Source organism: Microbacterium sp. LMI1-1-1.1, from assembly GCF_040815675.1.
Taxonomy (GTDB): domain Bacteria; phylum Actinomycetota; class Actinomycetes; order Actinomycetales; family Microbacteriaceae; genus Microbacterium.
The window spans coordinates 852,898-877,398 of sequence record NZ_JBFPNN010000001.1 but is presented as its reverse complement, the minus strand read 5'-3'; the positions used below and the strand labels follow the sequence as shown (position 1 = coordinate 877,398).

Here is a 24,501-nt window from a genome sequence, read left to right as displayed (position 1 = left end):
GGGGTGAGCCCGTTTCCCGGGGCAGGGAGCGTTCATCGAAGGGATGCCACCGGGTCAGGCGTGCGGGGCGAACTCGTCGGCGAGGGAGGACCGCCGGACTTTGCCGGCGTCGTTCCGCAGGGGTGACGTCGTCACGTGCAGGGCGTCCAGCGGCACGGGTCCGAGGCGGGACCGCCCGAAGGCGAGGATGTCGTGGAGGGGCGCCGGGTCGTCGGTCAGCCGGACGACGGCGTGCACCGCGGACCCGAGGTCGTCGTCGCGCACCCCGAACGCCACCGCCTCCACCACGTCGGGGTGGGATGCCAGGGCGCTCTCGACCGTCGCCGGAGCCACCTTGGTGCCGGCGCGGTTGACGATGTCGTCGGCGCGGTCGTGGACGAAGAGGAAGCCGTCCGCGTCGACGTGCCCGATGTCGTCGAGGGTGTCCCACCCGTCCGCGTCCCGCCGGGAGCGCGCGCCGACATAGGCGTAGGCCGCGTCGTCCCCGCGGTGCATCCAGATCCGCCCTGGCCGGCCGGTGGGGACGTCGTCGCCGCGGTCGTCGCGGATGCGGAGCCGAGTGCCCCCGATGGGACGGCCGACGCTGCCGGGATGCGCGAGCCAGTCGACCCCGCCGATGAGGGTGAGGCCGTTCGATTCGCTCCCGGCGTACACCTCGTCGACCCGTTCGGGTCCGAGCCAGGCGAGGAACGCCCGCTTGAGGTCCGGGGGACAGGGCGCCCCCATGTGCAGGACCGCGTGCAGGCTCGTCACGCGCGCCGGGTCCCGCTGAGCCTCGGGGAGGCGCAGGAGCCGCGCCATCATCGTCGGGACGAGCAGCCCCCACGTGACGCGGTGGGTCTCGACGCGGTCGATCCAGTCGTCGGATGAGAAGCGGTCCATGACGACCAGCCGCTGTCCGGTCAGCAGACCGCGGAACGCGTAGGTGAACACCGCGGAGTGCCAGAGCGGCCCGGCCACGAGCTGCGTGCCGGTCCGGGGGAGGAACGCGGCCACGGGGCGCTCCGGGTCGAGGCGGGCCGGCGCGGCGGCCCGCACGATCTTCGGCCTCCCGGTGGAACCGGACGTCGTCGCCGCCTTCCACGAGGATGCGGCCAGATCGGGCAGCGGCCCGGCGTCGGGCGCCACGCGCGCGCTCGGCAGCCAGGGGATCGAGCCGTCGACGGGTGCGGCCCCGATCGCCGCGGCGGGACGGTCCAGACCCTCCAGGGCCGCGCGCTCCTCGCGGCGCAGGCGGGGGTCGAGCAGCTGCGGGGTCGCTCCGGCGCGCCAGACGCCGACGCAGGCGATGACGACGTCGACGCTGTTCGCCATCGACATCGTGACGGTGTCGTCGAGTCCCACACCGCGCCGGCGCAGGGTGTGAGCCAGGGACGTGGCCGCGGTGTCGAGCCCGCGGGCGGTGAGCGTCTCGCGATCGTCGACCACGACCGGCTCCTCCGGCGCGCGTCGGGCCCGATCGGCCAGCAGCGCGGAGAACGTCGGCGCCGCCATCACCGCGTCCGGGCGGGAGCGTGCGCGGCGGTGCCCGAGGAGGAGGTCTGCCCGATCACGTCGCGGTAGAACGCCTCGTGCGCGCGCGCGGCGGCATCCCACGTATGCGCCCGGGCCAGGCGCCGGCCCGCGTCGCGATCCACGTCGCCGGATGCCGTGAGCGCGCTGCCGATGCGGAACGCGATCTCCTCGGGCGTCGAGGCGTACAGGACGGCATCGCCGAACACCTCCCGGATGACGGGGAGATCGCGGGCCACCACCGTCGTCCCCGCGGCGAGAGCCTCCATGGCGGCGAGACCGAAGCCCTCCTTCGTGGAGACGAACCCGAGCACCCGCGCAGCCGCGACGAGCGAGGGCAGCGCGTCGTCGTCCACGGTGCCGAGGACCGTGGGGACGATCCCCAGCTCGGCGGCGCGGGCGTCGAACGCCGCGCGGTAGTCGCGGTAGTCGAACAGGGTCTCCCCTCCGCCGAACACGAGCCGCAGACACGGATGGCTCGCCCGAAGCCGGGCGAACCCCTCCAGCAGGTCGATCGAGCCCTTGCGCGGCTCGATGCCGCCGAGCGCCAGGACGTAGTCGCCGAGCTCGGACCTCCAGCGGTCGCGCGCGGGGGCGGCATCCGGTCCCGCCGCCGCCGCGAAGCGCGAGGCGTCCACGCCGTTGGGGATCACGTGCGGGCGGAGGCCGTAGAGCCCCTCGACCTCCGCCGACACGGCCGCGGACACGCTCAGCAGCGCCACCGGCTCCCGGACGGCGCGGTCGTGGCACGCGACCAGCTGGGGCGTGGTGAAGGCGTCGAGATGATGGACGGTGCGCAGGACCGGGATGCCGCGGCGCAGGGCGGCGTTGGCGGAGATGCAGTCCTGGGCGTGGACCACGTCCGCGTCGGTGTCCAGGGCGGCGGACATGACGTCGATGGACCGCTCGATGCGCTCGCCGACTCCTTCGCCGTCCCGCGCCGCGAACGGGACGACCCGCACCCGCACCTCCGGCCGCACCGGGCGGAAGAAGGCGGTGTCCGCGCCGCGCCCGAGCGTCCACACCGCGACGTCGTTCCCCCGGGCGGCGAGCGCCTCCGCGAGGGCGAGCGTGTGCACGACGCCGCCGCGGGGCTTGGTGGAGTAGGTCAGCAGTGCGATATGCAACGGTGTCCTCCCTGCGTGTGCGGCGGTCGGGGCGGGGCGGGGTCGTCAGACCGGCGCGTCCAGGCGGTAGGCGGGGGAGACGCGCTGAGCGAGGTGGTTCAGCGAGCGGCGGGCACGGGCGATGTCGCCGGCGACGTCGGCCTCGGCGACGGCCAGACCGCCCTTCGCCCACGTCTTGGCGACGATCTCGCCCGCGGGGTCGACGACCTTGGCCTGTCCGAGGAAGCGCAGTCCGCCGAGGACGCCGGTCTGGTTGGACGAGACGAGGTAGACCTGGTTCTCCGCGGCCCGCGCGCAGTCGTACAGGTCGAACAGGTGCGCCTGACGGTCGTTGCGGATGCGGTCGGACCGGTCGGTGACGCTGGCGGGCCACGCGCTCAGGCACGCGAGGATCTCCGCCCCGTTCAGGGCGAGCGACCGCGCCGCCTCCGGGAAGGTCTTGTCGAAGTCGATGAGCATGCCCAGGCGCCCGACGGGGGTGTCGAAGGCCTCGAACGCCGACCCCGGCTCGTACACCTCGCCCTCGCCCAGGGGCAGGTGCACCTTGCGGTGCGTGCCGAGGACCCCCGAGCCGGTGACGCACACCGCCGTGTTGTATCGGCGCTCGCCGCCGTCCTCCACTGCCCGCTCGGCGATGCCGAAGCACACCGTCATGTCGCCGGCGAGTGCGACGATGGCGGCGACCTCCGGTCCGTCGATCTCCACGGAGTGCGGAACGCTGTCGCCGTCCCCCACGGGGTGGTGCAGGTCGAGGAGGTAGCCGCCGATCGTCGCGTCCGGCAGCACGAGCAGGTCGACGCCTCGCGACCGCGCGTCCGCGACGATCCCGGGGAGCTTGGCCAGCGTGCGCTCGACATCGCGCCCGAAGTGGGCCGCGACGGCGGCCATCGTCACCGATCCCATGTCAGCAGGCTAATGGGACCCCGCCTCACCGCACGGCGAGAGCCGACGCGGTCGCGTCGACCTGCGCCGCCACGTGGGCGGCATCCCGGGCGATCGCGTGGAACCGGCCCGACCCCCACGTGTGCAGCCACGGCAGCCCGACGAAGAAGAACCCGGGCTCGGCGGTCACGCCCCGGTCGTGCACGGGATGCCGCTGCGCATCCAGCACCGCCAGGTCTCCCAGCCACGACCAGTCGGGCCGGAACCCGATCGCCCACACGACGGCGTCGATCTCGTCCAGGCCGACCGAGGTGGGTCCGGGCGGAGGAGCCCAGACCGGCCGGTAGGGCGGCTCGGCCGGCGCGTCGATGCCCTCACGCGCGATGAACGCGTCGATGTCGCGCTTGATGGAGGCGGCCACGTCGTCGGCGTGGTCGAGGTTCGCGGCGAGTGCGTCGTCGAAGTGCAGCCGGCCCCCGGTGATCCCGACGGCACGTCCGTGCAGCGCCATGCCCTGCGCGGCGAACGCGCGCAGGTCGATGTCGCGCCCGCCGTCGCGCCCGGTGACGTAGTGGTTGGTCGCCGCGCGCTTGGCGGCGGCCTGCGCCCCGACGGGGATGTCGTAGACCCCCATGTCGGCCAGCCACGTCATGCAGTCGCGGCCCCGGTAGAAGCGGGCGACGCGGGGCGCCCGGCCCACGGCGAGGTGCACCCGGCGCCCCTCCAGGTGCAGGTCCTCCGCGATCTGCGTGCCGGACTGACCGGTCCCCACGACGAGGACCGTGCCCGGCAGCTGTCCACCGTTGCGGTACTCGTGCGAGTGCAGCTGTCGGACCGACGGCGGCAGATCGGCGGCCCAGGCGGGCACGAGGGGCTCGTGGTAGCCGCCGGTGGCGGACACGACGGCGTCGGCCGAGACGGTCCCGGCGGTCGTGGTCACGAGGAAGGCGCCGTCGTCGCGCCGCGCCACCCGCTCCACGCCCACCTGCTCGGCCACGGGGGCGTCGAAGGTGTCGGCGTAGCCGCGGACCCAGGCGTACACCTCGTCGCGCCGCATGAAGCCGTCGGGGTCGGGCCCGGCGTACGGATACCCCGGCAGACGGCACTGCCAGTTCGGCGTCACGAGGGTGAAGTTGTCCCACCGCCCGTCCCGCCACTCGTGGGCGATCGAGGACCGCTCCAGCACCACGTGGTCGACCCCGCGCTCGACGAGGTGCCGGCTCACCGCCAGCCCGGCCTGCCCGCCGCCGACGACGACGGCCGAGTAGTGCCGGCCCGCCTCGATCTCGACGGGGATCACGCGGGCACCGCCGGGAGCGGAGGCTCCATGGCGAGGACGACGACCTCGCCCGTCCCGTGGCCGTCCGCGGCGCGGGCGATCTCGGCCTGCGAGGCCGCGGCCGAGGTGCACGCGAACCCGTAGGCCGCCCGCACCCGCTCGCTGGCGATGTCGAGCGCCTCCCGCGTGCGCGACACGAAGTCCGCGACCGGATAGCGCTCGCCGGTGACGAGGAAGTCGTGAACGACGAGGCTCGGCGAGTAGTGCGAGGTCCGCATCCCGTCGGGCCACTCGACGGTGAATCGCATCTCAGGCATGAGCGAGCTCCCGCCACCCGTCGACCCCGGCGCCGCCGGTCCGCGTTACGGGGCCGTAGACGTCCGGACGCCGGTCGCGCAGGTGGAACATGCCGCCGCGCATCGCCCGGAACGTCTCCGCGATGTCGATCTCGGCGATCGCGAGCCCCGTGCCGAGGAGTGTCGTGGCGAGGATGTTGCCGCCCGGGTCGACGACCTTCGCGTTGCCGACGTAGCGCAGCGACCCGAACGTGCCCGACTGATTGGATGCCATCCAGAACACCTGATTGTCGAGAGCCCGCGCGATGTCGAACTGGTTGAACCGATAGGTCCAGCGATCGTCCTGCAGGTTCTCCGCGGTCGCGGTGCGCGCCGCCGGCCAGGCCGACATGCTGACGATGATCTCGGCGCCGTCGAGGGCGAGCATGCGTGCGGCCTCGGGGAACGCCTTGTCGTAGCAGATCTGCATCCCGACCCGCCCGACGGGGGTGTCGAACGCCGCGTAGGCGTCGCCGGCCGAGTACGACATGTTCTCGCCCAGCGGCTGGTGCACCTTGCGGTACGAGCCGTAGACGGTGTCGCCGTCGAGGCACACGGCGGCGTTGTACCGCGTCTCCCCGTCGTCGGCGAGCTCGCAGAAGCCGATGGTGAGGATCATGTCGCCGGCGATCTCCTGCACCCGGGCGATCTCGGGGCCGTCGAGACGGATGGCCGGCGGCATCGACCGGGTCGTCGTCTTGACGGTGTCGCCGTGATTGCCGAGGGACGACAGGTATCCGCCGATCGCGGCCTCCGGGAAGGCCAGGAACGACACCCCCGCGGCCCGCGCCTCGGCCACCAGATCGGCGATGAGCGCGTAGTTCTGCTCCAGGTCCCGGGTGAAGTTGGCCGAGACGGAGGCGACGGTGATCGACACGGCGGACCTCAGAGGTTGTAGACGGAGTTGATGATCGCGCCCTTGCGGGCGTAGTAGATGACCGCGTCCTGCACGTCGAGCGGGTGCGCGGGGATGACGCCCTCGATGATGTCCTCCTCGCGGATGCCGTGCAGGGCGAGTCCGAAGCGGCAGCAGTAGACCGTGCCGCCCTCCTTGATGAACGTCTCGAGCGAGTTGTTCATGTTCAGCTCGCCGGGGAAGCCCGCGTCGCCCGTGGTCGGGAAGCCGCGGTTCGCGGCGGCCGCGAGGGTGCCCGGGCCGTACAGGTAGATCGCCGACTCGAAGCCCTTCCGGAGCGCGCGGGTCGCCTGGAGGATCGCGACGAAGCTCACCGAGGACTCGTGCGGGATGCCGTGGATGAGGGTGAAGTAGCTCTCGCCGTTCTCCGCCTGGAAGTCGGGGAAGAGCTTGGTGGAGCCGTAGATGTTGCTGCCCTTCGGCAGCGACGGGTGGGGGATCTCCTTGAGCGAGGCGGCGATGTTCTCCGCGATCTGCGCGTCGAGGTCAGAGGTCATGATGATGTCCTTCGCGTCGGTGGTGCAGGGGTGGAGCAGTCGGGTGTGGATCGGTTTCCCTGTTCCCAGCGTGGGCGCCGGGCGTTTCGGAATGGTTTCGGTCGGAATGAGGTCGTGTTACGCCGCACCGAGACCGGTGGCCCCGGCGTCGACCGCCCGGGTCTCGACGCCGTCCGGCCAGTGCAGGGTCACCCCCGGGGCGGTGGTCAGCTCGCCAACCGTCGCGGATGCGGCGAGCGGGGAGGCCAGCGGCGGCGCTCCGGCCGTCACCATCCCGAAGCCGGGGAAGCACGTCATCCAGTCGCCGAAGGCCACGCCGTCCGGCGCGGGGACGGCGGCCACGTCGATGCGCGCGCCGGTGCCGGACGCCTCGGCGAGCATCGCGGCGGTGCCGACGATGCCGGCCATGCTGACGTCCTTCGCGGCGGCGGGACGGTGGCCGGGGATGAGCCCCGCGAGGTGCCGCAGCTCCTCGCCGGTGCGGGAGGAGGTCGAGTCCCACTGCCGCCCCTCGAAGCCGCGCCGCCAGCGCCCGTGCAGGTCGACGGTGAGGCCGAGCGGGTGTCCCGCCCTCCCTCCGCCGCCGGGGACGGGGGAGACGGTCCGCCCGATGGCGGTGACCGCGAGCGACGGCGACGCGCGCACCTGCGTGTGCCCGCCGAGGATCGGCACGCCCCAGGCCACGGCCGCGCTGCGCAGCCCCGAGACGATGCGACGCACCGCCGACGGGGTGGGTGCCGCGACGGCATCCATCAGTCCCACCGCCCGCGCGCCCATCGCGGAGACGTCGTTGACGTTGACGAGCACCCCGCACCAGCCGGCCCACTCGGGGTCCTTCTCGATCATCGCGGGCAGGATCGCGTCGGTCGCCACGACCACGTCCGTCCCGGCGACGAGGGCGCCGTCGTCGCCGATCCAGCCGTCGCCGCCGAGTCCGGCGGGGTGGTCGTCGCGCAGTCCGGCGAGCACGTCGCCGAGCGGCAGCTTCGTCGCGGCGACGAGCTCCGCGATCCGGTCGATCGGCCAGCGCATGCGCACGTGCGGGACCCCGGAGACGGATGCCGCCCCCCACCGCACCCATCCGAGGCGGCGGAACAGCGGCTCGTTCGCGACCTGCACGGTCGCCTCGAAGCGCAGGACGCCGCGTCGCAGCGCCTCCCGGCAGGCGGCGCGGACCAGCTCCGGGCCGATCCCGCCGGCGTGCCGTGCCGTGCGGCGGACCACGAGCCGCCCGCCGGTCCACCAGCCGATGTCACGCGGGGTCGCGGGGGCGAGGCGGACGCCGCCGAGGATCTCGCCCTCCGCCGTGACCGCGACGAGGACGATCGTCCGCGGATCGTCGTCGACGTCGTCGCGGTCCGAGTCCGGGAACAGGCCCTGCTCGGCGACGAACACGTCGCGGCGGAGGTCCCGGTACGCCCGGACCTGGCCGGGGTCCGCGACGCGGATCTCCCACGCCGCCGCCGCCTGCCGCGGGAGCGCCCCCGTCAGGACGGGCAAGTCGAACATCACGCGCCCGCCGTCTTGAGGATGCTGCACGCCCCGCATGCCGCGCACCCGGCGCGCTGGTCCTCGCCCCGCATGCCCGCCGCCTGCAGCAGCGCCGCGACCCGTGTCGTGATGTGGTCCACCGTGGCGCGATGGGGCGCCGGCACCCGGTCCACGTCGGTGGCGAGAGTGCCCTTCAGCGGGCGGAACGGGACGACGAAGGGGTAGACGCCCATCTCGATGAGCTCGCGGGCGCCTTCGACGGCGGCATCCGGCTCCTCACCCATGCCGACGATGAGATAGGTCGACACCTGGTTCCAGCCGAACACCCGCACCGCCTCGCGCCAGGCGGCGCGGTACTCGTCCAGGCCGACCCGCGACTTGCCCGGCATCCATCTCCGCCGCACCTCGTCGTCCATGGACTCGACATGGATGCCGATGGACCGGGCGCCCGCGTCGTACAGGTCCGTGATGGCCTGGAGGTCCGCCGGCGGCTCGCACTGCACCTGGATCTCGAGCTGCGGCACGGCCGCCTTGACCGCACGCACGCAGCGGGCGAGGTGCTTCGCGCCGCGGTCCCAGCCGTTCGACGTGCCGGTGGTCATCACCATGTGGGTGACCCCGTCCAGACGCACCGCGGCCTCGGCGACCTCCGCGAGCATGGCCGGCGTCTTGACCGCGATGGTCGTGCCCGCGTCGAGGGACGCTTCGATGGCGCAGAAGCGGCAGCGCTCGCTCTCGTCGTACCGCACGCACGTCTGCACGACCGTCGTGGCGAGGACGTTCTTGCCGTGCAGCTTGGCGATCTTGTCGTACGCGACGCCCTCGGACGTCTGCAGGTCGTAGAAGCGGGGCCGGACGACCGGCGCGACGTCGAAGCCGAGGTCCGCGCCGTCCCGGGTGAGGCGGCCCGCCGCGGACACGACGTAGGGACTGTTCGGATTCAAGGGGATCGCGGCGCCGTCGCCGTCGATCACGAAGTGACCGTCGTCGCTCGGACCCGCCCCGCCGGAGCGGCGGACCGGGGCGTCGCTGCGGACGCCGAGCAGAGCGAGACTGACCCGGGTCGCGACACGATCCGGATGGATGTCGGTGTGGACGGCTTCGTTGGTCATGCCCCCAGTAGAGACCTCGACTGTTTCCGCACGACGACCACCGGATAGCAGTCGTGTTTCGCGGCGGACGGGGCGTCGTATCGCGTCCGGCCCGCGGGCGGCGGGCGATCGGGGAGGGGGAGCCGGCCTCGGGGGAGCCGATTCCGGGGGAGTGGGGCGATCGGGGCGGGAAGAACCGCGGCGGTCTCGGCGTTGGCCTCCGCATGAGCGACTGGACCACCGCCAAGCCGTACTTCGAGACCACCGCCGTCGCGCACCTGTCGACGCTGATGAAGGACGGGGCGCCCCACTCCGTTCCGGTGTGGGTCGGCGTCGAGGGGGAGCGGCTCGCCTTCTTCACCGAGGCGGGGGCGCTGAAGGACCGGAACCTGCAGCGCGACCCGCGCGTGGCCGTCTCGGTGACCAAGCCCGACGACCCGCTCGCGATGGCGTTCGTCCGCGGCACCGCGGTGGAGCGTCTCGAGGGCGCCGCGGCCCTGGAGGTCGTCGACCGCATCTCGACGCTCTACACCGGCGAGCCGTACCCGATCCGCGAGAACTTCGTCGCCTGGCTCGTCGAGCCCGGGCGCGCCTGGGGGCGCGCGTACGACGAGTGACGCGGCCGGCCGTGCCCGGCTCCGGAAGAACGGGCTCGCGCAACTCCGGAGATTCGCGCTGCCGTCGCGCCGATTCGCGCCGGTGAGCGCCGATTCGCGCCGGTGAGCGCCGATTCGCGCCGGTGAGCGCGCACACGCGCACGGACTCCGGAGTCCGGCGAGCGGCTGCGGGCGCCGCGGCCCCCGGCGCCGTCCCGGTCAGACGAGGGCGAGGGGTAGCACGCCCAGCAGCAGGATCAGCGGGGCGATCACCGCGCCGAGCACCACGAACCGCGACCAGCGCACTTCGACGCCCGCCGCGACGAGGCGGTCGTGCCACAGCAGCGTCGCCAGCGACGCCCAGGGCGTGACGATCGGACCGGCGTTCACCCCGATCAGCAGAGCCGCCAGCCGTGCCGGCGACCCCGCGGCCGACTCCAGCGCGAGGTAGGCCGGCAGATTGTTGATGCCGTTGGCCGCGAGCGCGCCGGCGCCGGCCAGCTGCCAGAGCGACACGAGGTCGTCGCCGGTGCCGGCCAGGACGGACGTCACCCGTCCGATGCCCAGCGCCTCGAGGGCGCCCACCGCGAGGAACAGCCCGCCGGCGAACACGAGCAGCGACCAGGGGACGAGACGGATGCCGAGCGCCCGCGGCGCACGCCAGGCGAACACGGCCACGAGCACGATCGCGGCGCCGACCGCCGGCATCCAGGGTTCCAGCCCGATGACGAGCAGCGGCAGGAGGGCCACGGTCACCACCCCGGACACGCGCAGGAGCAGGGGATCGGCGACGGCGGGGGCGGGGGCGTCGGGGTAGGTCCGCGGCAGGCGGCGGAGGAACACCGCCGTCAGCACGGCGACCGACACGAGGATCGCGATGAGCGCGGAGGGGCCGAGGAGGGCGAGGAAGGCGATCGGGTCGTGGCCGCCGCCGAGCGCGTCGGAGGCGAGCAGGTTCGTCAGGTTCGACACCGGCAGGACGAGCGACGCCGTGTTGGCCAGCACCACGGTGACGAAGGCGAACGGCAGCGGGTCCATCTTCCGCGCGACGGCCATCGCGACGACGACCGGCGTCAGCAGCACCGCCGTGGTGTCCAGGGAGAGGAACGCCGTGGCCACCACGGCGAGCACGACCACGAGCATCCACAGCAGCGCCGTCCGCCCGCGCGCGACCCGCGCCAGGCGGGCGGCGACGACGTCGAACAGGCCGGCCTTGGATGCCAGTTCCGCGACGACCGTGACGGCGACGACGAACAGCAGGATGGGCCACACGCGCTCCGCGACGGCGAGGGCGTCGTCGGTGGGCAGGGCTCCGGTGAGGAGGGCGACGATGCCGAGAAGCCAGAGCACGCCGCCGATGATCGCCAGGGTCACGGGTCCCATGATGGGGCACGCCGCGTGCCGTCGGCGCCACACCCTGCGGGTAGCCTGGGAGCGAGCTTTATTGGAGACCGCCTTGACTGATGCCGCCCTGCCGTCGGAGCAGACCTTCCCCGCCGACGGCTTCGCCCTCTTCCCCGATCGATCGGTCGTCGCGCTGCGCGTGAACGGCGAGCTGAAGGACCTCGCCACGACGGTCACCGCCGAGGACGATGTCGAGGCCGTGACGATCGACAGCGCCGACGGCCTGTCGATCCTGCGCCACTCCACCGCGCACGTCCTCGCGCAGGCGGTGCAGCGCGTCAAGCCGCAGGCGAACCTCGGCATCGGTCCGCCCGTCACCGACGGCTTCTACTACGACTTCCAGGTCGACGAGCCCTTCACCCCCGACGACCTCAAGGTCATCAAGAAGGAGATGGAGCGCATCGTCCGCGAGAACCAGCGGTTCGTGCGCCGGGTCGTCAGCGACGACGAGGCGCGGGCCGAGCTGGCCGCCGAGCCGTTCAAGCTCGAGCTCATCGGGCTGAAGGGCGGCTCCGCGGAGGCGGCCGAAGGCGCGTCGGTCGAGGTCGGCGCCGGCGAGCTGACGATCTACGACAATGTCACCCGCGACGGCGAGACGGCGTGGAAGGACCTGTGCCGCGGACCCCACGTTCCCGGCACGCGCCTCATCGGCAACGGGTGGGACCTCACCCGCATCGCCGGCGCCTACTGGCGCGGCAGCGAGAAGAACCCCCAGCTCCAGCGCATCTACGGCACCGCCTGGCCCACCAAGGACGAGCTGCGCGCCTACCAGCACCGTCTCGAGGAGGCCGCCAAGCGCGACCACCGCAAGCTGGGCAAGGAGCTCGACCTCTTCTCGTTCCCCGACGAGATCGGCCCGGGGCTGTCGGTGTTCCACCCCAAGGGCGGCATCATCCGCTACGAGATCGAGCGGTACATGCGCGAGCGCCTGCTCGCCAGCGGCTACGAGGTCGTCAACACCCCGCACATCACCAAGGGCGACCTGTTCATGACGAGCGGCCACCTGCAGTGGTACGCCGACGGCATGTACCCCCCGATGGTGCTCGACGAGGTCGTGGACGCCGACGGGCACGTCTCGCGCGAGGGCCAGGAGTACTACCTCAAGCCCATGAACTGCCCGTTCCACAACCTGATCTTCCGCTCGCGCGGGCGCAGCTACCGCGAGCTGCCCCTGCGCCTGAGCGAGTTCGGGTCGGTCTACCGCTACGAGAAGAGCGGCACGCTTTCGGGCCTCACGCGCGTGCGCGGCATGACGCAGGACGACACCCACATCTACGTCACCGCCGACCAGGTGAAGGGCGAGCTGACCCACAGCCTCGACTTCGTGCTGCAGACGCTGCGCGACTACGGCCTCAACGACTTCTACCTGGAGCTGTCGACGAAGGAGGAGGGCAACCCGAAGTTCATCGGCGATGACGCCCTCTGGACCGAGGCGACCGAGACGCTCCGCGAGGTCGCCGAGGCGTCCGGCCTCGAGCTCGTGCCCGACCCGGGCGGGGCCGCCTTCTACGGCCCGAAGATCTCGGTGCAGGCGCGCGACGCCATCGGCCGCACGTGGCAGATGTCGACCATCCAGCTCGACTTCAACCAGCCCGAGCGCTTCGAGCTCGAGTACACCGGTCCCGACGGCGAGAAGCACCGTCCCGTCATGATCCACCGCGCCCTGTTCGGCTCCGTCGAGCGCTTCTTCGCGATCCTGCTCGAGCACTACGCGGGTGCGTTCCCGGTGTGGCTCGCGCCGGTCCAGGTCGTGGCGGTCCCCGTGGCCGCCGAGTACGGCGACTACCTGCAGGACATCGTCGCGGATCTGAAGGCCGGGGGCGTCCGTGCCGAGGTCGACCACAGCGACGACCGCATGCAGAAGAAGATCCGCACGCATACGACGCAGAAGGTCCCGCTCATGCTGATCGCCGGCGAGCAGGACCGATCGAACGGCACCGTGTCCTTCCGGTTCCGCGACGGCACGCAGCTCAACGGCATCCCCGTCGCCGAGGCGGTCGCCCGCGTCCGCGGCGCGATCAGCGCGCGCACCCTCGTCGACACGGCGGAGGACCTCGCGTGACGCAGGCGCCCGACGCGCCGGGCGGAGGGATCCCGGATGCCACGGCGTCCGGCACCGCGTCCGACGGCACGCCCGTCGAGCTCGTCGCCGCCGGCGAGCTGGCCGGGGTCCCGGACGAGTTCCAGCGCCTGTGGACGCCGCACCGGATGGCCTACATCCAGGCCGGGCGCGAGCCGATGGAGCAGAACTGCCCGTTCTGCGCCGCACCGGGCAAGACCGACGAGGACGGCCTGATCGTCGCCCGCGGCCGCACCGCCTACGTGCTGCTCAACCTGTTCCCGTACAACTCGGGGCACCTCCTGGTCTGCCCGTACCGGCACATCGCCACGTACGACCAGGCGACCCCCGAGGAGGTGGCGGAGATCGGCGACCTGACGCAGCAGGGCATGCGCGTGCTCCGCGCGGTCTCGCGGTGCGACGGCTTCAACCTGGGCATGAACCAGGGCGCGATCGCCGGTGCCGGCGTCGACGGGCACCTGCACCAGCACATCGTGCCGCGCTGGGCCTCGGACGCGAACTTCTTCCCCATCATCGCCAAGACCAAGGCGCTGCCGCAGCTGCTGGGCGACGTCCGCCGCACGGTCGCCGACGCGTGGGCGGCGGGGGCCGGCGCCGCCTGACCCTCTGCCTGGCCCGCTGCTGTTGCGGGGGCCGTGACGTGGCGCAGATGTACGCGCGCGGGGGCTTCTGGCGTGCATTTGCGCCACGTCAGCGCTGGTTTTCGTCGTCGTGGCCGTGACGTGGCGCAGATGTACGCGCGCGGGGGCTTCTGGCGTGCATTTGCGCCGAGTCAGCGCTGGTTTTCGTCGTCGTGGCGGTGACGTGGCGCAGATGTACGCGCGCGGGGGCTCCCCGGCGTACTTCTGCGCCCAGTCAGCGCCGGCGGCAGGCGCGGGTCAGCGCACCTGACGTACGGGGAACTGCAGGCGCGGGTGCGCGTACGCCTCCTGCGACTCGATGAGGCGCAGCTCGCGGGAGCCCGCCTCGTACGTGTTCGACAGCAGGTCGAAGACGCTGGACGCCGTGCGGGCCAGGGCGTCGGCGGGATCGCCCGTGCGCTGCAGGTGCGCGGTGAACAGGGCCGCGGTGACGTCGCCCGACCCGTTCGCCTTCATCGGGATGAGGGGCGTCTGGACGATCCACGCGCCCGCGTCGGCGACGACCATCATCTCGATCGTGTCGGCCTCGCGGTCGGGGCGCTCGACGCTGGTCACCAGCACGGTGCGGGGTCCGCGGGCGCGCACGAGGTCGGCCGACGCGAGCGTCGAGTCGATGCTCCCCGGCTCGGTCCCGGTGAGGAAGCCGAGCTCGAACTGGTTCGGCGTGAGGATGTCGGCCACCGGCACGACGCGCTCACGGAGCAGGTCCGGGATGGCGGGGGCGACGAAGCACCCCGATTTGGCGTTGCCCATGACCGGGTCGCACGCGTAGACGGCATCCGGGTTCGCCTTCTTCACCCGCGCGACCGTGTCGATGATGACGTCGGCGATGCCCTCGCCGCCCTGGTAGCCCGACAGGACCACGTCGATCTCGGGGAACACACCGCGGTCCTCGATGCCGGCGATGACCGCGGCGACGTCCTCGGGGGAGATGAGCGGTCCCCGCCACGCGCCGTAGCCGGTGTGGTTGGAGAAGGTGACCGTGTAGACCGGCAGCACCTCGACGCCGATGCGCTGGAGGGGGAAGACGGCGGCGGAGTTGCCGACGTGACCGTACGCGACGGCGGACTGGATCGAGAGGACCTTCATCCTCCGATCCTCCCACTCCTGTCCCGACCGCCGCGCGCACGCACGGCCGCGGCGATGTCGTCGGCGAGCTGACGGGCGGCGTCGTCGTCGAGGTCGTGGACCGTCAGCCGCAGGTGCTCGCCCGGACGGTGGGGCGAGAGCTGGAAGTGCTCCCCGCCGCGCACCAGCCACCCGCGGCGCATGAGATCCTCGCGGACCTCGGCCGCCGGAGCCGGCAGCGGCACCCACAGATTCAGTCCGTCCCCGACGGGGACCGGGATGCCTCGATCCCCCAGCAGCCGTGCGAAGGCGGCGTTCCGCGCGGCGTAGTGGCGGGCCGCGTCCGCGATGTCGTCGCGCACGCCCTCGTCGGTGAGGAGCGTGAGGGCGAGACGCTGGAGGATGTGGCTGACCCACGTGGTGCCGGGGGTCAGCCGCACCGCGAGGCGGTCGGCGGTCTCGGCATCGGAGGCGGTGAGGGCGAGGCACAGGTCCGGCCCCAGGAACTTCGAGACCGACCGGATGCGCGCCCACCGGCGCTGTCCGGGGCCGATGACGGAGTGCAGCGGCACGCGCGAGAGGAGCGAGAAGTGATCGTCCTCGATGACGAGGACGTAGGGGTGGTCGGCGAGGACCGTGCGCAGCTCCGCCGCGCGCTCGGCCGTGAGGCTCGCCCCCGTCGGGTTGTGCGCCCGGGGCGTGCAGATCACCGCGCGCACGCCCGCGGCCAGCGCGGCACGGAGCCCGTCGGGGGTCATGCCGGCGGCATCCACCGGCACCGGCACCGCGCGGTAGCCCCCGGTCCGCACCGTGTGCATCGCGGAGAGGAAGCACGGGTCCTCCAGCGCGATCGCGTCGTCGCGCTGCAGCGCGGCCGCGAGCAGGCGCTCGATCGCGTCGCTCGCTCCGCTCGTCACGGTGATGCGGACGTCCCCCTGCGGCAGCTCGTCGGTCATCCAGCCGCGGGCCCAGGCCTCCAGGTCCGGGTCCACGACGGGCTCGCCGTACAGGACGGGCCGGCTCGAACGGGCGAGCGCGGAGGCGTAGTCGGGGATGCGCGCCGGATCGGGATTGCCCGTGCCGACGTCGCGGAGGACCGTGTCGGGGGCGTACCCCTCCTGGGCGACCGCACGCGGATCGGCGACCCGGGTGCCGCCGCGCCCGCGGGCGACGACGAGTCCCGCCTGAGCGAGCTGCCGGTAGGCGGCGACGACGGTGTTGCGGTTGACCCCGAGGTCGGCGGCCAGCTGCCGCACCGGCGGCAGGGCGTCGCCGGGACGCAGCTCCCCGCGCTCGATGCGCGCGCGCAGGTCGGCGGAGATCTCCGAGGCCGATCGGCCCGCGATGTCGACGCTCATGCCCCTCCCGTCCGGTGTCGCCGTTCCCGGTCAGCCTACGTCCTGAGTCGTGGTAATTTTTGGCCTAAGCCAATAAATCGACGCCCCGAAGCGTCAGGACGGAGACGACATGTCGGACACCGCGACCGGAACCTCGCGCGTCAAGCGCGGCCTCGCCGAGATGCTGAAGGGCGGCGTCATCATGGACGTCGTCACCGCCGAGCAGGCCCGCATCGCCGAGGACGCCGGCGCCGTCGCCGTGATGGCGCTCGAGCGCGTGCCCGCCGACATCCGCGCCCAGGGCGGCGTCGCGCGCATGAGCGACCCCGACCTGATCGACGACATCGTGGCATCCGTCTCCATCCCGGTCATGGCGAAGGCGCGCATCGGGCACTTCGTCGAGGCGCAGATCCTGCAGGAGCTCGGCGTCGACTACATCGACGAGTCCGAGGTGCTCTCGCCCGCCGACTACGTCAACCACATCGACAAGTGGAACTTCACCGTCCCCTTCGTCTGCGGTGCCACCAACCTCGGCGAGGCCCTGCGCCGCATCACCGAGGGCGCGGCGATGATCCGCTCCAAGGGCGAGGCCGGCACCGGCGACGTCTCGGAGGCCACGAAGCACATCCGCACCATCCGCAGCGAGATCAACGCCCTCCGCGCCAAGACGAAGGACGAGCTGTACGTCGCCGCCAAGGAGCTGCAGGCGCCGTACGAGCTCGTCGCCGAGATCGCCGAGACCGGGACCCTGCCCGTCGTCCTGTTCACCGCCGGGGGAGTGGCCACGCCCGCGGACGCCGCGATGATGATGCAGCTCGGCGCGGACGGCGTCTTCGTCGGCTCGGGCATCTTCAAGTCCGGCAATCCCGCGCAGCGCGCCGCCGCCATCGTCAAGGCGACCACGTTCCACGACGACCCGAAGATCGTGGCCGAGGCCTCCCGCGGGCTCGGCGAGGCGATGGTCGGCATCAACGTCGCCGACCTCCCCGCCCCGCACCGCCTCGCCGAGCGTGGCTGGTAAGCCCCGGGTCGGCGTGCTCGCCCTGCAGGGCGACGTGCGCGAGCACGTCCGCGTCCTGCAGGGCCTCGGGGCCGACGCCCGTCCGGTGCGTCGCCCCGACGAGCTCGCCGGCGTGGACGGGCTCATCCTCCCCGGCGGCGAGTCCAGCGTCATCGACAAGCTCGCCCGCGCGTTCGGCATGCGCGAGCCCCTGTGCGCCGCGATCGCGGACGGCCTGCCCGTCTTCGGCACCTGCGCGGGGCTGATCCTGCTGGCCGACCGCATCGACGGCGGCATCGAGGGTCAGCAGACCTTCGGCGGCCTCGACGCGCGCGTGGCCCGCAACGCGTTCGGCAGCCAGACGGCGTCGTTCGAGACGGACCTCGACGTCCCCGCCCTCGGCGCTCCGCTGGTGCACGCCGCGTTCATCCGCGCCCCCGTGGTGGTGGAGTGGGGACCGGATGCCACCCCCCTGGCATCCCTCCCCGACGGGCGGGTCGTCGCGATCGAACAGGGCGCGCTGCTGGGCACGGCGTTCCACCCGGAGTCGACGGGCGAGACGCGCTTCCACGCCCGGTTCCTCGACCGGGTCCGGGTCCGCAGCGGCGCGGGCGCCCCCGCGCTCTAGACTGGAGAGCATGTCCGGACACTCCAAATGGGCGACGACCAAGCACAAGAAGGCGGTCATCGACTCCCGCCGCGCCAAGTCGTGGGCCAAGCTGATCAAGAACATCGAGGTCGCCGCCAAGCTCGGCGGAGCGGACCTGCAGGGCAACCCGACCCTCTTCGACGCCGTGCTGAAGGCGAAGAAGACCTCGGTCCCCAAGGACAACATCGACCGTGCCATCAAGCGCGGTGCGGGCATCGGCGGCGACGCGGTCGAGTACACCTCGATCATGTACGAGGGCTACGGCCCCAACGGCGTCGCGTTCCTCATCGAGTGTCTGACCGACAACAAGAACCGCGCCGCGGCCGAGGTGCGCACCGCGCTCAGCCGTAACGGCGGCACCCTGGCGGACCCGGGCAGCGTCGCCTACAACTTCAGCCGCAAGGGCGTCATCGTCGTGCCGTCCGAGGGCACCACCGAGGACGACGTGATGCTCGCCGTGCTCGAGGCCGGCGCCGAGGAGGTCGAGCCGCACGGCGAGGGCTTCGGCGTCATCACCGAGGCGAGCGACCTGGTCACCGTCCGCAGCGCGCTGCAGGACGCCGGCATCGAGTACGACTCCGCCGACGTCGAGTTCGTCCCCTCGCTGAAGGTGGAGGTCGACGCCGACACCGCCCGCAAGGTCTTCCGTCTCATCGACGCGCTCGAGGACAGCGACGACGTGCAGAACGTCTTCACCAACTTCGACCTCACCCCCGAGGTGCAGGCCGAGCTCGAGAACGACGAGTAAGGGCGCGCCCTCTGCTCCGACACGGCCCCTGCGCTTAGCGTGGGGGCCGTGTCCCGTTCCCTCCGCGTCCTCGGCATCGACCCCGGCCTCACGCGCTGCGGCATCGGCGTCGTCGACGTCTCTCCGAACCGCACGGCCTCGCTCGTGCACGTCGGAGTGGCCCGGTCGGCGCCGGGCGATCCGATCGAGAAGCGTCTGGCGGCGATCGCGGCCGGGATCCGCGAGGTGCTCGTCGCCCACGAGCCGCACGTCGTCGCCGTCGAGCGCGTGTTCGCGCAGAACAACCGTCATTCGGTGATGGGGACGGCTCAGGCCAGCGGGATCGCCCTCCTGCTCGCCGCCGAGCACGGCCTCACCGCCGCCACGCACACCCCCAGCGAGGTGAAGGCCGCGATCACCGGCTACGGCTCCGCCGACAAGCTGCAGGTGCAGACCATGGTCGCGCGCGTGCTGCGCCTGGACGCCCTGCCGCAGCCCGCCGACGCGGCCGACGCCCTCGCCATCGCCCTGTGCCACGCGTGGCGCGGGGGAGCGGCCGCGGCATCCGGGGACGACGCGCTCACCCCGGCGCAGAAGGCCTGGCGGGATGCCGAGAAGAAGCGCACCCCGCCGACGCGTGTCGCTCGAACACATGTACGAACCAGCGCATAGGATGCCAGGATGATCTCCTCGCTGCACGGGACGGCCGCCCACGTCGCGGACGACGCCCTCGTCGTCGTGGTCGGCGGCGTCGGGTTCTCGGTCGCCGTCACTCCGCAGGTGTCGCGTCAGACGCATGTCGGCGACGACGTGCACCTGCACACCACGCTCATCGTCCGCGAGGACGCGCTGTCGCTCTACGGCTTCGCCACGCGCGAGGAGCTGACGGTCTTCACGCAGCTCATCGGCGTGACCGGAGTGGGCCCGAAGTCCGCCCTCGGTGTGCTGTCGTCGCTGACCGTGCCGCAGATCGCCCAGGCCGTCGCCGACGACGACGACGCCCCGTTCCGTCGCGTGTCCGGCATCGGCCCCAAGACCGCGAAGCTCATCGTCGTGCAGCTGGCCGGCAAGCTCGCGGTCGTCCCCGTCGAGGCGCCCGCCGCGGTCGCCGCGCAGGGCCAGGTCCCGGTGCAGGTGACGCAGGCCCTCGTCGGGCTGGGCTGGAGCGAACGCGTCGCGGCCGAGGCCGTGGCATCCGTCGCCGAGGACGCCAGCGACGCCGACCGCGCGTCGGTCCAGTCGCTGCTGCGCCTGACGCTCGCGCTCCTCGGTCCCGCGCGCAAGGAGAGCGTGGGTGGCTGACGTCCGCGACGCCGGCGCGCCCGACGACGAGACCGAGCTCGCGATCGAGGGCGCCCTGCGCCCGACGTCGCTCGCCGACTTCGTCGGCCAGCAGAAGGTGCGCGGCCAGCTGCAGCTGCTGCTTGACGCCGCCCGCATCCAGCAGCGCTCGCCCGACCACATCCTGTTGTCCGGTCCGCCGGGACTCGGCAAGACGACGCTCGCGATGATCGTGGCGCACGAGAGCGGGCGCCCGCTCCGGCTCTCCAGCGGACCGGCGATCCAGCACGCCGGCGACCTCGCGGCCCTGCTGTCCTCCCTCACGCCGGGCGAGGTTCTGTTCATCGACGAGATCCACCGCATGGCGCGCTCCGCGGAGGAGATGCTGTACCTCGCGATGGAGGACTTCCGCATCGACATCATGGTCGGCAAGGGGGCGGGGGCGACGAGCATCCCGCTCGACCTGGCGCCCTTCACCCTCGTCGGCGCGACGACGCGCGCGGGGCTGCTGCCCAATCCACTGCGGGACCGCTTCGGCTTCACGGCGCACCTGGAGTACTACGAGCCCGAGGAGCTCGAACGGGTCGTGTCGCGGTCGGCATCCATGCTCGACGTCGGGCTGCCGGGGACCGCACGGTCCGAGATCGCCCGCCGCTCGCGCGGGACCCCCCGCATCGCGAACCGGCTGCTGCGACGCGTGCGCGACTACCTCGTCGTCCACGGGCCGTCGGCCGGGACGGATGCCGGCGACGCCGACCTGCGCACCGTCGGTGCCGCGCTGGACCTCTACGACGTGGATGCCATCGGGCTCGACCGCCTCGACCGGGCGGTGCTCGACGCGGTTGTGCGCCGTTTCCGCGGCGGGCCGGTCGGGCTCAGCACGCTCGCCGTGGCGGTGGGCGAGGAGCCCGAGACCATCGAGTCGGTCGTGGAGCCGTACCTGGTGCGGATCGGCTTCCTCGGGCGCACCCCGCGGGGGCGCGTCGCCACGCCGGAGGCGTACGACCACCTCGGCGCCCCGCTGCCCGACGGTCTCCTCCGGTTCACGTCGGGGTCATGACCTATACTCGGCGAGGGATTCCCCACCCCCCGCTAGGCAGTGCCGCACGGCGCGCCTGACCCGAAAGGTGCACCGCCTCCATGGACTTCGCGAGCTTCTTCGCCAACTACGGCCTGATCATCCTGCTGATCGGTCTGCTGGTCTTCATGTTCTACAGCTCGCGCCGCCGCATGCAGAAGCAGAAGCTCGAGCAGGAGGAGAAGGCCCGTCAGACGGTCCCCGGCGCGGAGGTCCTGCTGCAGGGCGGCCTCTACGGCACCATCGTCGACTACGACGGCGAGGACCTCGACAAGCCCGCGCACGTCGAGATCGCCCCGGGCGTCGTCATCAAGGTGCACAGCCAGGCGGTGCTGCGCATCGTGAGCCCCACCGAGGGCTTCGTCACCGAGGACGAGCTCATCGCCGCCGAGGAGTCCGAGGCCGAGTACGTGGCCGGCGTCGCCGACGGCGACATCAGCTCGCTCAGCGACGACCACCGCACCTCCCGCCAGAACGTCGCCGACACCGAGCGCGACGACAAGGACCGTCCCCAGGCCTGAGCCCCCGCTCGCCCTCCGTTCCCCGCCGCACAGAAAGCCGACATCGTGGCGCCCTCGACACCCGTTCGCCATGCCTGGCGCGCGCTGACCGGACTGCTCGCCATCACCGGCGTGCTCTTCGGCATCAACGCGCTGGGCGTGTACGCCTTCCAGCAGAGCTCCTGGAGCCCCGACCTCGCCCTCGACCTGCAGGGCGGGACGCAGATCATCCTCGCCGCGCAGACCACCGACGGCGCCACCCCCGACACCGAGCAGATGCAGCAGGCGGTGTCGATCATCCGTCAGCGTGTCGACGCCTCCGGCGTCGGCGAAGCGGACGTGGCGACCGAGGGCGGCCAGAACATCGTCGTCCAGATCCCCGGCGAGGCCGACGAGGCCACGCGCGAGCGCATCCAGAACGCCGCCCAGCTGCAGCTGCGCGCCGTGCTCTTCACCGGAGCCCCGGCCAACACGTTCGTCGGTGAGGACGGCAGCGCGACGCCCTACCCGTCGCCCGATCCGGCGCTCCCGTCCGAGCCGACCGCGTCGCCAACGAACGGCAGCGACCCGTCCTGGATCACCCCGGCGCTGCAGGCGCAGTTCCTCGCGTACGACTGCGCGAACCCCGAGAACGATCCGGCGCAGGCGCCCACGGACCAGCCGCTCATCACGTGCAGCACCCAGGGCGACGTCAAGTACATCCTCGGCCCTGTCGAGCTCGACGGCTCGTCGATCACCGACGCCACCAACGGCCAGGAGCAGACCACCGGCCAGTGGACCGTCAACCTGAGCTTCGACGACGCCGGCACGCAGACCTTCGGCGAGATCAGCCAGCGCCTGTACGGCGCGCAGCCGCCGCTCAACCAGTTCGCGTTCGTGCTCGACGGCAGCGTGCTCTCGGCGCCGTCGATGAACGGCATCATCCTCGACGGACGCCCGAGCATCAGCGGCAGCTTCGACCAGGAGTCGTCCAAGGCCCTCGCGGACCAGCTGAAGTACGGTGCGCTGCCGCTCAGCTTCGAGGTCGTCAGCTCCGACACCGTGTCGGCGACCCTCGGCTCTCAGCAGCTTCAGGTCGGCTTCATCGCCGGTCTCATCGGCCTCGGCCTCGTCGCGATCTACTCGCTGATCGTCTACCGCGCGCTCGGCATGGTCATCATCGCCTCGCTCGGCGTGATGGCGGTGCTGACCTACATCACGCTGTGCATCCTCGCCTGGCGCATGGGCTTCCGCCTGTCGCTGGCGGGTGTGGCCGGTCTGATCGTCACCATCGGCTTCACGGCGGACTCGTTCATCGTGTACTTCGAGCGCATCCGCGACGAGCTGCGCGACGGCAAGTCCATCACCTCGGCCGTCGAGGACGGATGGGATCGCGCCAAGCGCACGATCTACATCTCGAAGTCCATCAACGTGCTGGCCGCGGTGGTGCTGTACATCCTCGCGGATGCCACGGTGAAGGGCTTCGCGTTCACCCTCGGTCTCACGACCGCGATCGACATCCTGATCTTCATCCTGTTCACGCACCCGGTCATGCAGCTGCTGGCGCGGACCCGGTTCTTCGGCTCCGGCCACGCGCTGTCGGGCATGAACCCGGAGGCGCTCGGGGCGGTCTACCGCGGTCGTGCGCAGTTCCGGGCTCCGGTCTCCGCGCCGCGCGGCCGCGCCTCGCGCTCGCGCGGCGAGGCCGCCCGCCGGCAGACCATCGCCGAACGCAAGCAGGCCGAGCTGGCCGCGGCGAGCCGCGGCGAGAGCGGCCCCAAGGAGGGCGACAACTGATGCGTTCCATGACTCAGCTCGGTAACGACCTGTACTCCGGGAAGACGTCCTTCCCGTTCGTCCAGCGCCGCCGCCTGTGGTTCATCATCGCCGCAGTCCTCGTGATCGGGGCGGCCCTCGTGCCGCTGTTCCGGCCCGTCCAGTTCTCGATCGAGTTCACCGGCGGATCGCAGTTCACGGTCTCCAACCCCGCGTCGCTCGAGCAGGACACGGCGACCCAGGCGGTCACGTCCGTCGTGCCCGGCGCGCAGACCCGCGTCAGCGTCATCAGCGACCAGGCCGTGCGGGTGCAGACCGATCAGCTCACCAACGACCAGACGCAGGCCGTCTCGGCCGCGCTGTCCGAGGCGTACGAGGTGCCGACGAGCGAGATCACCAACTCGTTCATCGGACCCACGTGGGGCGCCGACGTGACCCGGCAGTCGCTGTGGGGTCTGTCGATCTTCCTCGCCCTGACGTTCATCATCCTCGCCGTGTACTTCCGCACGTGGAAGATGTCCGTCGCCGCCATCGTGGGCCTCGTCGACGTCCTCGTCATCACCATCGGCGTCTACGCGCTCTTCGGGTTCGAGATTTCCCCGGCGGCGGTGATCGGCTTCCTGACGATCCTGTCGTACGCGTTGTACGACACGACGGTCGTCTTCGACAAGGTCCGGGAGAACACCCGCGAGGACGGGGAGATCTCGGGGCGCACGTTCGCCGAGTCGGTCAACCTCGCGGCGAACCAGACGCTCATCCGCTCGATCAACACGACCGTCGTGGCGGTGCTGCCGGTCGGCGCGATCCTGTTCATCGGCGTGCCGCTCGGTGCCCGGACGCTGAGCGACATCTCGCTGTCGATCTTCGTCGGCACGATCATCGCGGCGTACTCGACGCTGTTCGTGGCGGTGCCGCTGTACGCCCTGCTGCGCGAGAAGGAGGCGCCGATCGCCCAGCGCGACGCCCGTGTCCTCGACGCGCGCGAGCGCGCGGTCGTCACCGCCTGACGTCCTTCCTGCCCGCGGGCCCTCGACCTCCTCGGTCGGGGGCCCGCGGCGTTTCCGGGACGCTGCCGGCGCTGCGCGGACGGGGGCGTTTGCAGGGCCGGTGGGGCGGGTGGGTGCGGGAGGGACGGCTGTGGCATCCATCTCGCCGTTCGTCCTGCAGGGGCGCTGTGGGACGGGTGACCAGCGGCGCGCGGGGGAGGGGCGCGGCGGGCGTAGGATTGAGCTTCATGGCGTTTCCAGGGGAGGCC

24 protein-coding genes are annotated in these 24,501 nt (G+C 72.2%); 12 read left to right on the top strand and 12 right to left on the bottom strand.

Features of this window, described 5'->3' with window-relative positions; genetic code table 11:
• Positions 1 to 54: 54 nt before the first annotated feature.
• The 9 genes from MRBLMI1_RS04095 to MRBLMI1_RS04055 form a co-directional block, all read right to left on the bottom strand.
• On the bottom strand, positions 55 to 1,494 hold the full coding sequence (locus tag MRBLMI1_RS04095; RefSeq protein ID WP_367726868.1) for an AMP-binding protein: 1,440 nt from the start codon (positions 1,492 to 1,494) through the stop codon (positions 55 to 57).
• A complete protein-coding gene (locus MRBLMI1_RS04090) occupies positions 1,494 to 2,639 on the bottom strand; it encodes an MSMEG_0565 family glycosyltransferase (protein ID WP_367726866.1) in 1,146 nt (381 codons plus the stop codon). Before MRBLMI1_RS04090 ends, MRBLMI1_RS04095 begins: the two co-directional genes overlap by 1 nt.
• 45 nt (positions 2,640 to 2,684) lie before the next feature.
• Positions 2,685 to 3,542: a carbon-nitrogen hydrolase family protein gene (locus MRBLMI1_RS04085; protein ID WP_367726865.1), complete on the bottom strand. Its 858-nt coding sequence runs from the start codon at positions 3,540 to 3,542 to the stop codon at positions 2,685 to 2,687.
• Positions 3,543 to 3,567: 25 nt separating this feature from the next.
• A complete protein-coding gene (locus tag MRBLMI1_RS04080) occupies positions 3,568 to 4,821 on the bottom strand; it encodes an MSMEG_0569 family flavin-dependent oxidoreductase (protein ID WP_367726862.1) in 1,254 nt (417 codons plus the stop codon).
• The gene (locus MRBLMI1_RS04075) at positions 4,818 to 5,117 is read right to left on the bottom strand and encodes an MSMEG_0570 family nitrogen starvation response protein (protein ID WP_367726859.1); all 300 of its coding nucleotides are present in this window, start codon (positions 5,115 to 5,117) and stop codon (positions 4,818 to 4,820) included. The genes MRBLMI1_RS04080 and MRBLMI1_RS04075 overlap by 4 nt, the downstream gene beginning before the upstream one ends.
• Positions 5,110 to 6,012, bottom strand: a complete 903-nt coding sequence (locus MRBLMI1_RS04070) for a carbon-nitrogen hydrolase family protein (protein WP_367726858.1) — start codon at positions 6,010 to 6,012, stop codon at positions 5,110 to 5,112. The genes MRBLMI1_RS04075 and MRBLMI1_RS04070 overlap by 8 nt, the downstream gene beginning before the upstream one ends.
• Before the next feature lie 8 nt (positions 6,013 to 6,020).
• Positions 6,021 to 6,548, bottom strand: coding sequence for an MSMEG_0572/Sll0783 family nitrogen starvation response protein (locus MRBLMI1_RS04065; RefSeq protein ID WP_367726857.1), 528 nt, complete (start codon positions 6,546 to 6,548; stop codon positions 6,021 to 6,023).
• A 117-nt stretch (positions 6,549 to 6,665) separates the two neighbouring features.
• The gene (locus MRBLMI1_RS04060) at positions 6,666 to 8,057 is read right to left on the bottom strand and encodes an MSMEG_0567/sll0787 family protein (RefSeq protein ID WP_367727611.1); all 1,392 of its coding nucleotides are present in this window, start codon (positions 8,055 to 8,057) and stop codon (positions 6,666 to 6,668) included.
• On the bottom strand, positions 8,057 to 9,151 hold the full coding sequence (locus tag MRBLMI1_RS04055) for an MSMEG_0568 family radical SAM protein (protein ID WP_367726856.1): 1,095 nt from the start codon (positions 9,149 to 9,151) through the stop codon (positions 8,057 to 8,059). Before MRBLMI1_RS04055 ends, MRBLMI1_RS04060 begins: the two co-directional genes overlap by 1 nt.
• Before the next feature lie 203 nt (positions 9,152 to 9,354).
• Here MRBLMI1_RS04055 and MRBLMI1_RS04050 point away from each other — a divergent pair, with 203 nt between their 5' ends.
• Entirely contained in the window at positions 9,355 to 9,747 is a 393-nt protein-coding gene (locus MRBLMI1_RS04050) for a TIGR03618 family F420-dependent PPOX class oxidoreductase (protein ID WP_367726855.1), read from the top strand.
• A 198-nt stretch (positions 9,748 to 9,945) separates the two neighbouring features.
• Here MRBLMI1_RS04050 and MRBLMI1_RS04045 read toward each other — a convergent pair whose 3' ends face one another.
• Positions 9,946 to 11,109 carry an SLC13 family permease gene (locus tag MRBLMI1_RS04045; RefSeq protein ID WP_367726854.1) on the bottom strand — a complete coding sequence of 388 codons (1,164 nt, stop codon included), beginning with the start codon at positions 11,107 to 11,109 and terminating at the stop codon, positions 9,946 to 9,948.
• 73 nt (positions 11,110 to 11,182) lie between these two features.
• On the opposite strand from MRBLMI1_RS04045, the gene thrS reads away from it, so the two are divergent.
• Positions 11,183 to 13,192 carry a threonine--tRNA ligase gene (gene thrS, locus MRBLMI1_RS04040; protein ID WP_367726852.1) on the top strand — a complete coding sequence of 670 codons (2,010 nt, stop codon included), beginning with the start codon at positions 11,183 to 11,185 and terminating at the stop codon, positions 13,190 to 13,192.
• Positions 13,193 to 13,290: 98 nt separating this feature from the next.
• On the top strand, positions 13,291 to 13,812 hold the full coding sequence (locus MRBLMI1_RS04035) for an HIT family protein (protein ID WP_367727601.1): 522 nt from the start codon (positions 13,291 to 13,293) through the stop codon (positions 13,810 to 13,812).
• Positions 13,813 to 14,088: 276 nt separating this feature from the next.
• On the opposite strand, the gene pdxY is transcribed toward MRBLMI1_RS04035, so the two are convergent.
• Together pdxY and MRBLMI1_RS04025 are read right to left on the bottom strand one after the other, a co-directional pair.
• A complete protein-coding gene (gene pdxY, locus MRBLMI1_RS04030; protein ID WP_367726851.1) occupies positions 14,089 to 14,940 on the bottom strand; it encodes a pyridoxal kinase PdxY in 852 nt (283 codons plus the stop codon).
• Positions 14,937 to 16,277 (bottom strand): aminotransferase class I/II-fold pyridoxal phosphate-dependent enzyme, encoded by a 1,341-nt coding sequence (locus MRBLMI1_RS04025; protein ID WP_367726850.1) that lies wholly within the window; start codon positions 16,275 to 16,277, stop codon positions 14,937 to 14,939. The genes pdxY and MRBLMI1_RS04025 overlap by 4 nt, the downstream gene beginning before the upstream one ends.
• A 109-nt stretch (positions 16,278 to 16,386) precedes the next feature.
• On the opposite strand from MRBLMI1_RS04025, the gene pdxS reads away from it, so the two are divergent.
• From pdxS to secF, 9 genes are all read left to right on the top strand, one after another.
• Entirely contained in the window at positions 16,387 to 17,277 is an 891-nt protein-coding gene (gene pdxS, locus MRBLMI1_RS04020; RefSeq protein ID WP_367726849.1) for a pyridoxal 5'-phosphate synthase lyase subunit PdxS, read from the top strand.
• Positions 17,267 to 17,884 (top strand): pyridoxal 5'-phosphate synthase glutaminase subunit PdxT, encoded by a 618-nt coding sequence (pdxT, locus tag MRBLMI1_RS04015; RefSeq protein ID WP_367726848.1) that lies wholly within the window; start codon positions 17,267 to 17,269, stop codon positions 17,882 to 17,884. The genes pdxS and pdxT overlap by 11 nt, the downstream gene beginning before the upstream one ends.
• 10 nt (positions 17,885 to 17,894) lie before the next feature.
• Positions 17,895 to 18,653: a YebC/PmpR family DNA-binding transcriptional regulator gene (locus tag MRBLMI1_RS04010; RefSeq protein WP_367726847.1), complete on the top strand. Its 759-nt coding sequence runs from the start codon at positions 17,895 to 17,897 to the stop codon at positions 18,651 to 18,653.
• A gap of 48 nt (positions 18,654 to 18,701) precedes the next feature.
• A complete protein-coding gene (gene ruvC / locus MRBLMI1_RS04005; RefSeq protein ID WP_367726846.1) occupies positions 18,702 to 19,304 on the top strand; it encodes a crossover junction endodeoxyribonuclease RuvC in 603 nt (200 codons plus the stop codon).
• Between the two features lie 9 nt (positions 19,305 to 19,313).
• Complete coding sequence (gene ruvA, locus MRBLMI1_RS04000; protein WP_367726845.1) at positions 19,314 to 19,934, top strand: Holliday junction branch migration protein RuvA; 621 nt, start codon at positions 19,314 to 19,316, stop codon at positions 19,932 to 19,934.
• Positions 19,927 to 20,973, top strand: a complete 1,047-nt coding sequence (ruvB, locus tag MRBLMI1_RS03995) for a Holliday junction branch migration DNA helicase RuvB (protein ID WP_367726844.1) — start codon at positions 19,927 to 19,929, stop codon at positions 20,971 to 20,973. Before ruvA ends, ruvB begins: the two co-directional genes overlap by 8 nt.
• Positions 20,974 to 21,053: 80 nt before the next feature.
• Positions 21,054 to 21,512 carry a preprotein translocase subunit YajC gene (locus MRBLMI1_RS03990; RefSeq protein ID WP_367726843.1) on the top strand — a complete coding sequence of 153 codons (459 nt, stop codon included), beginning with the start codon at positions 21,054 to 21,056 and terminating at the stop codon, positions 21,510 to 21,512.
• Positions 21,513 to 21,557: 45 nt separating this feature from the next.
• Positions 21,558 to 23,267: a protein translocase subunit SecD gene (gene secD / locus MRBLMI1_RS03985; RefSeq protein ID WP_367726842.1), complete on the top strand. Its 1,710-nt coding sequence runs from the start codon at positions 21,558 to 21,560 to the stop codon at positions 23,265 to 23,267.
• Positions 23,267 to 24,253: a protein translocase subunit SecF gene (gene secF / locus MRBLMI1_RS03980; RefSeq protein ID WP_367726841.1), complete on the top strand. Its 987-nt coding sequence runs from the start codon at positions 23,267 to 23,269 to the stop codon at positions 24,251 to 24,253. The genes secD and secF overlap by 1 nt, the downstream gene beginning before the upstream one ends.
• Positions 24,254 to 24,501 lie beyond the last annotated feature (248 nt).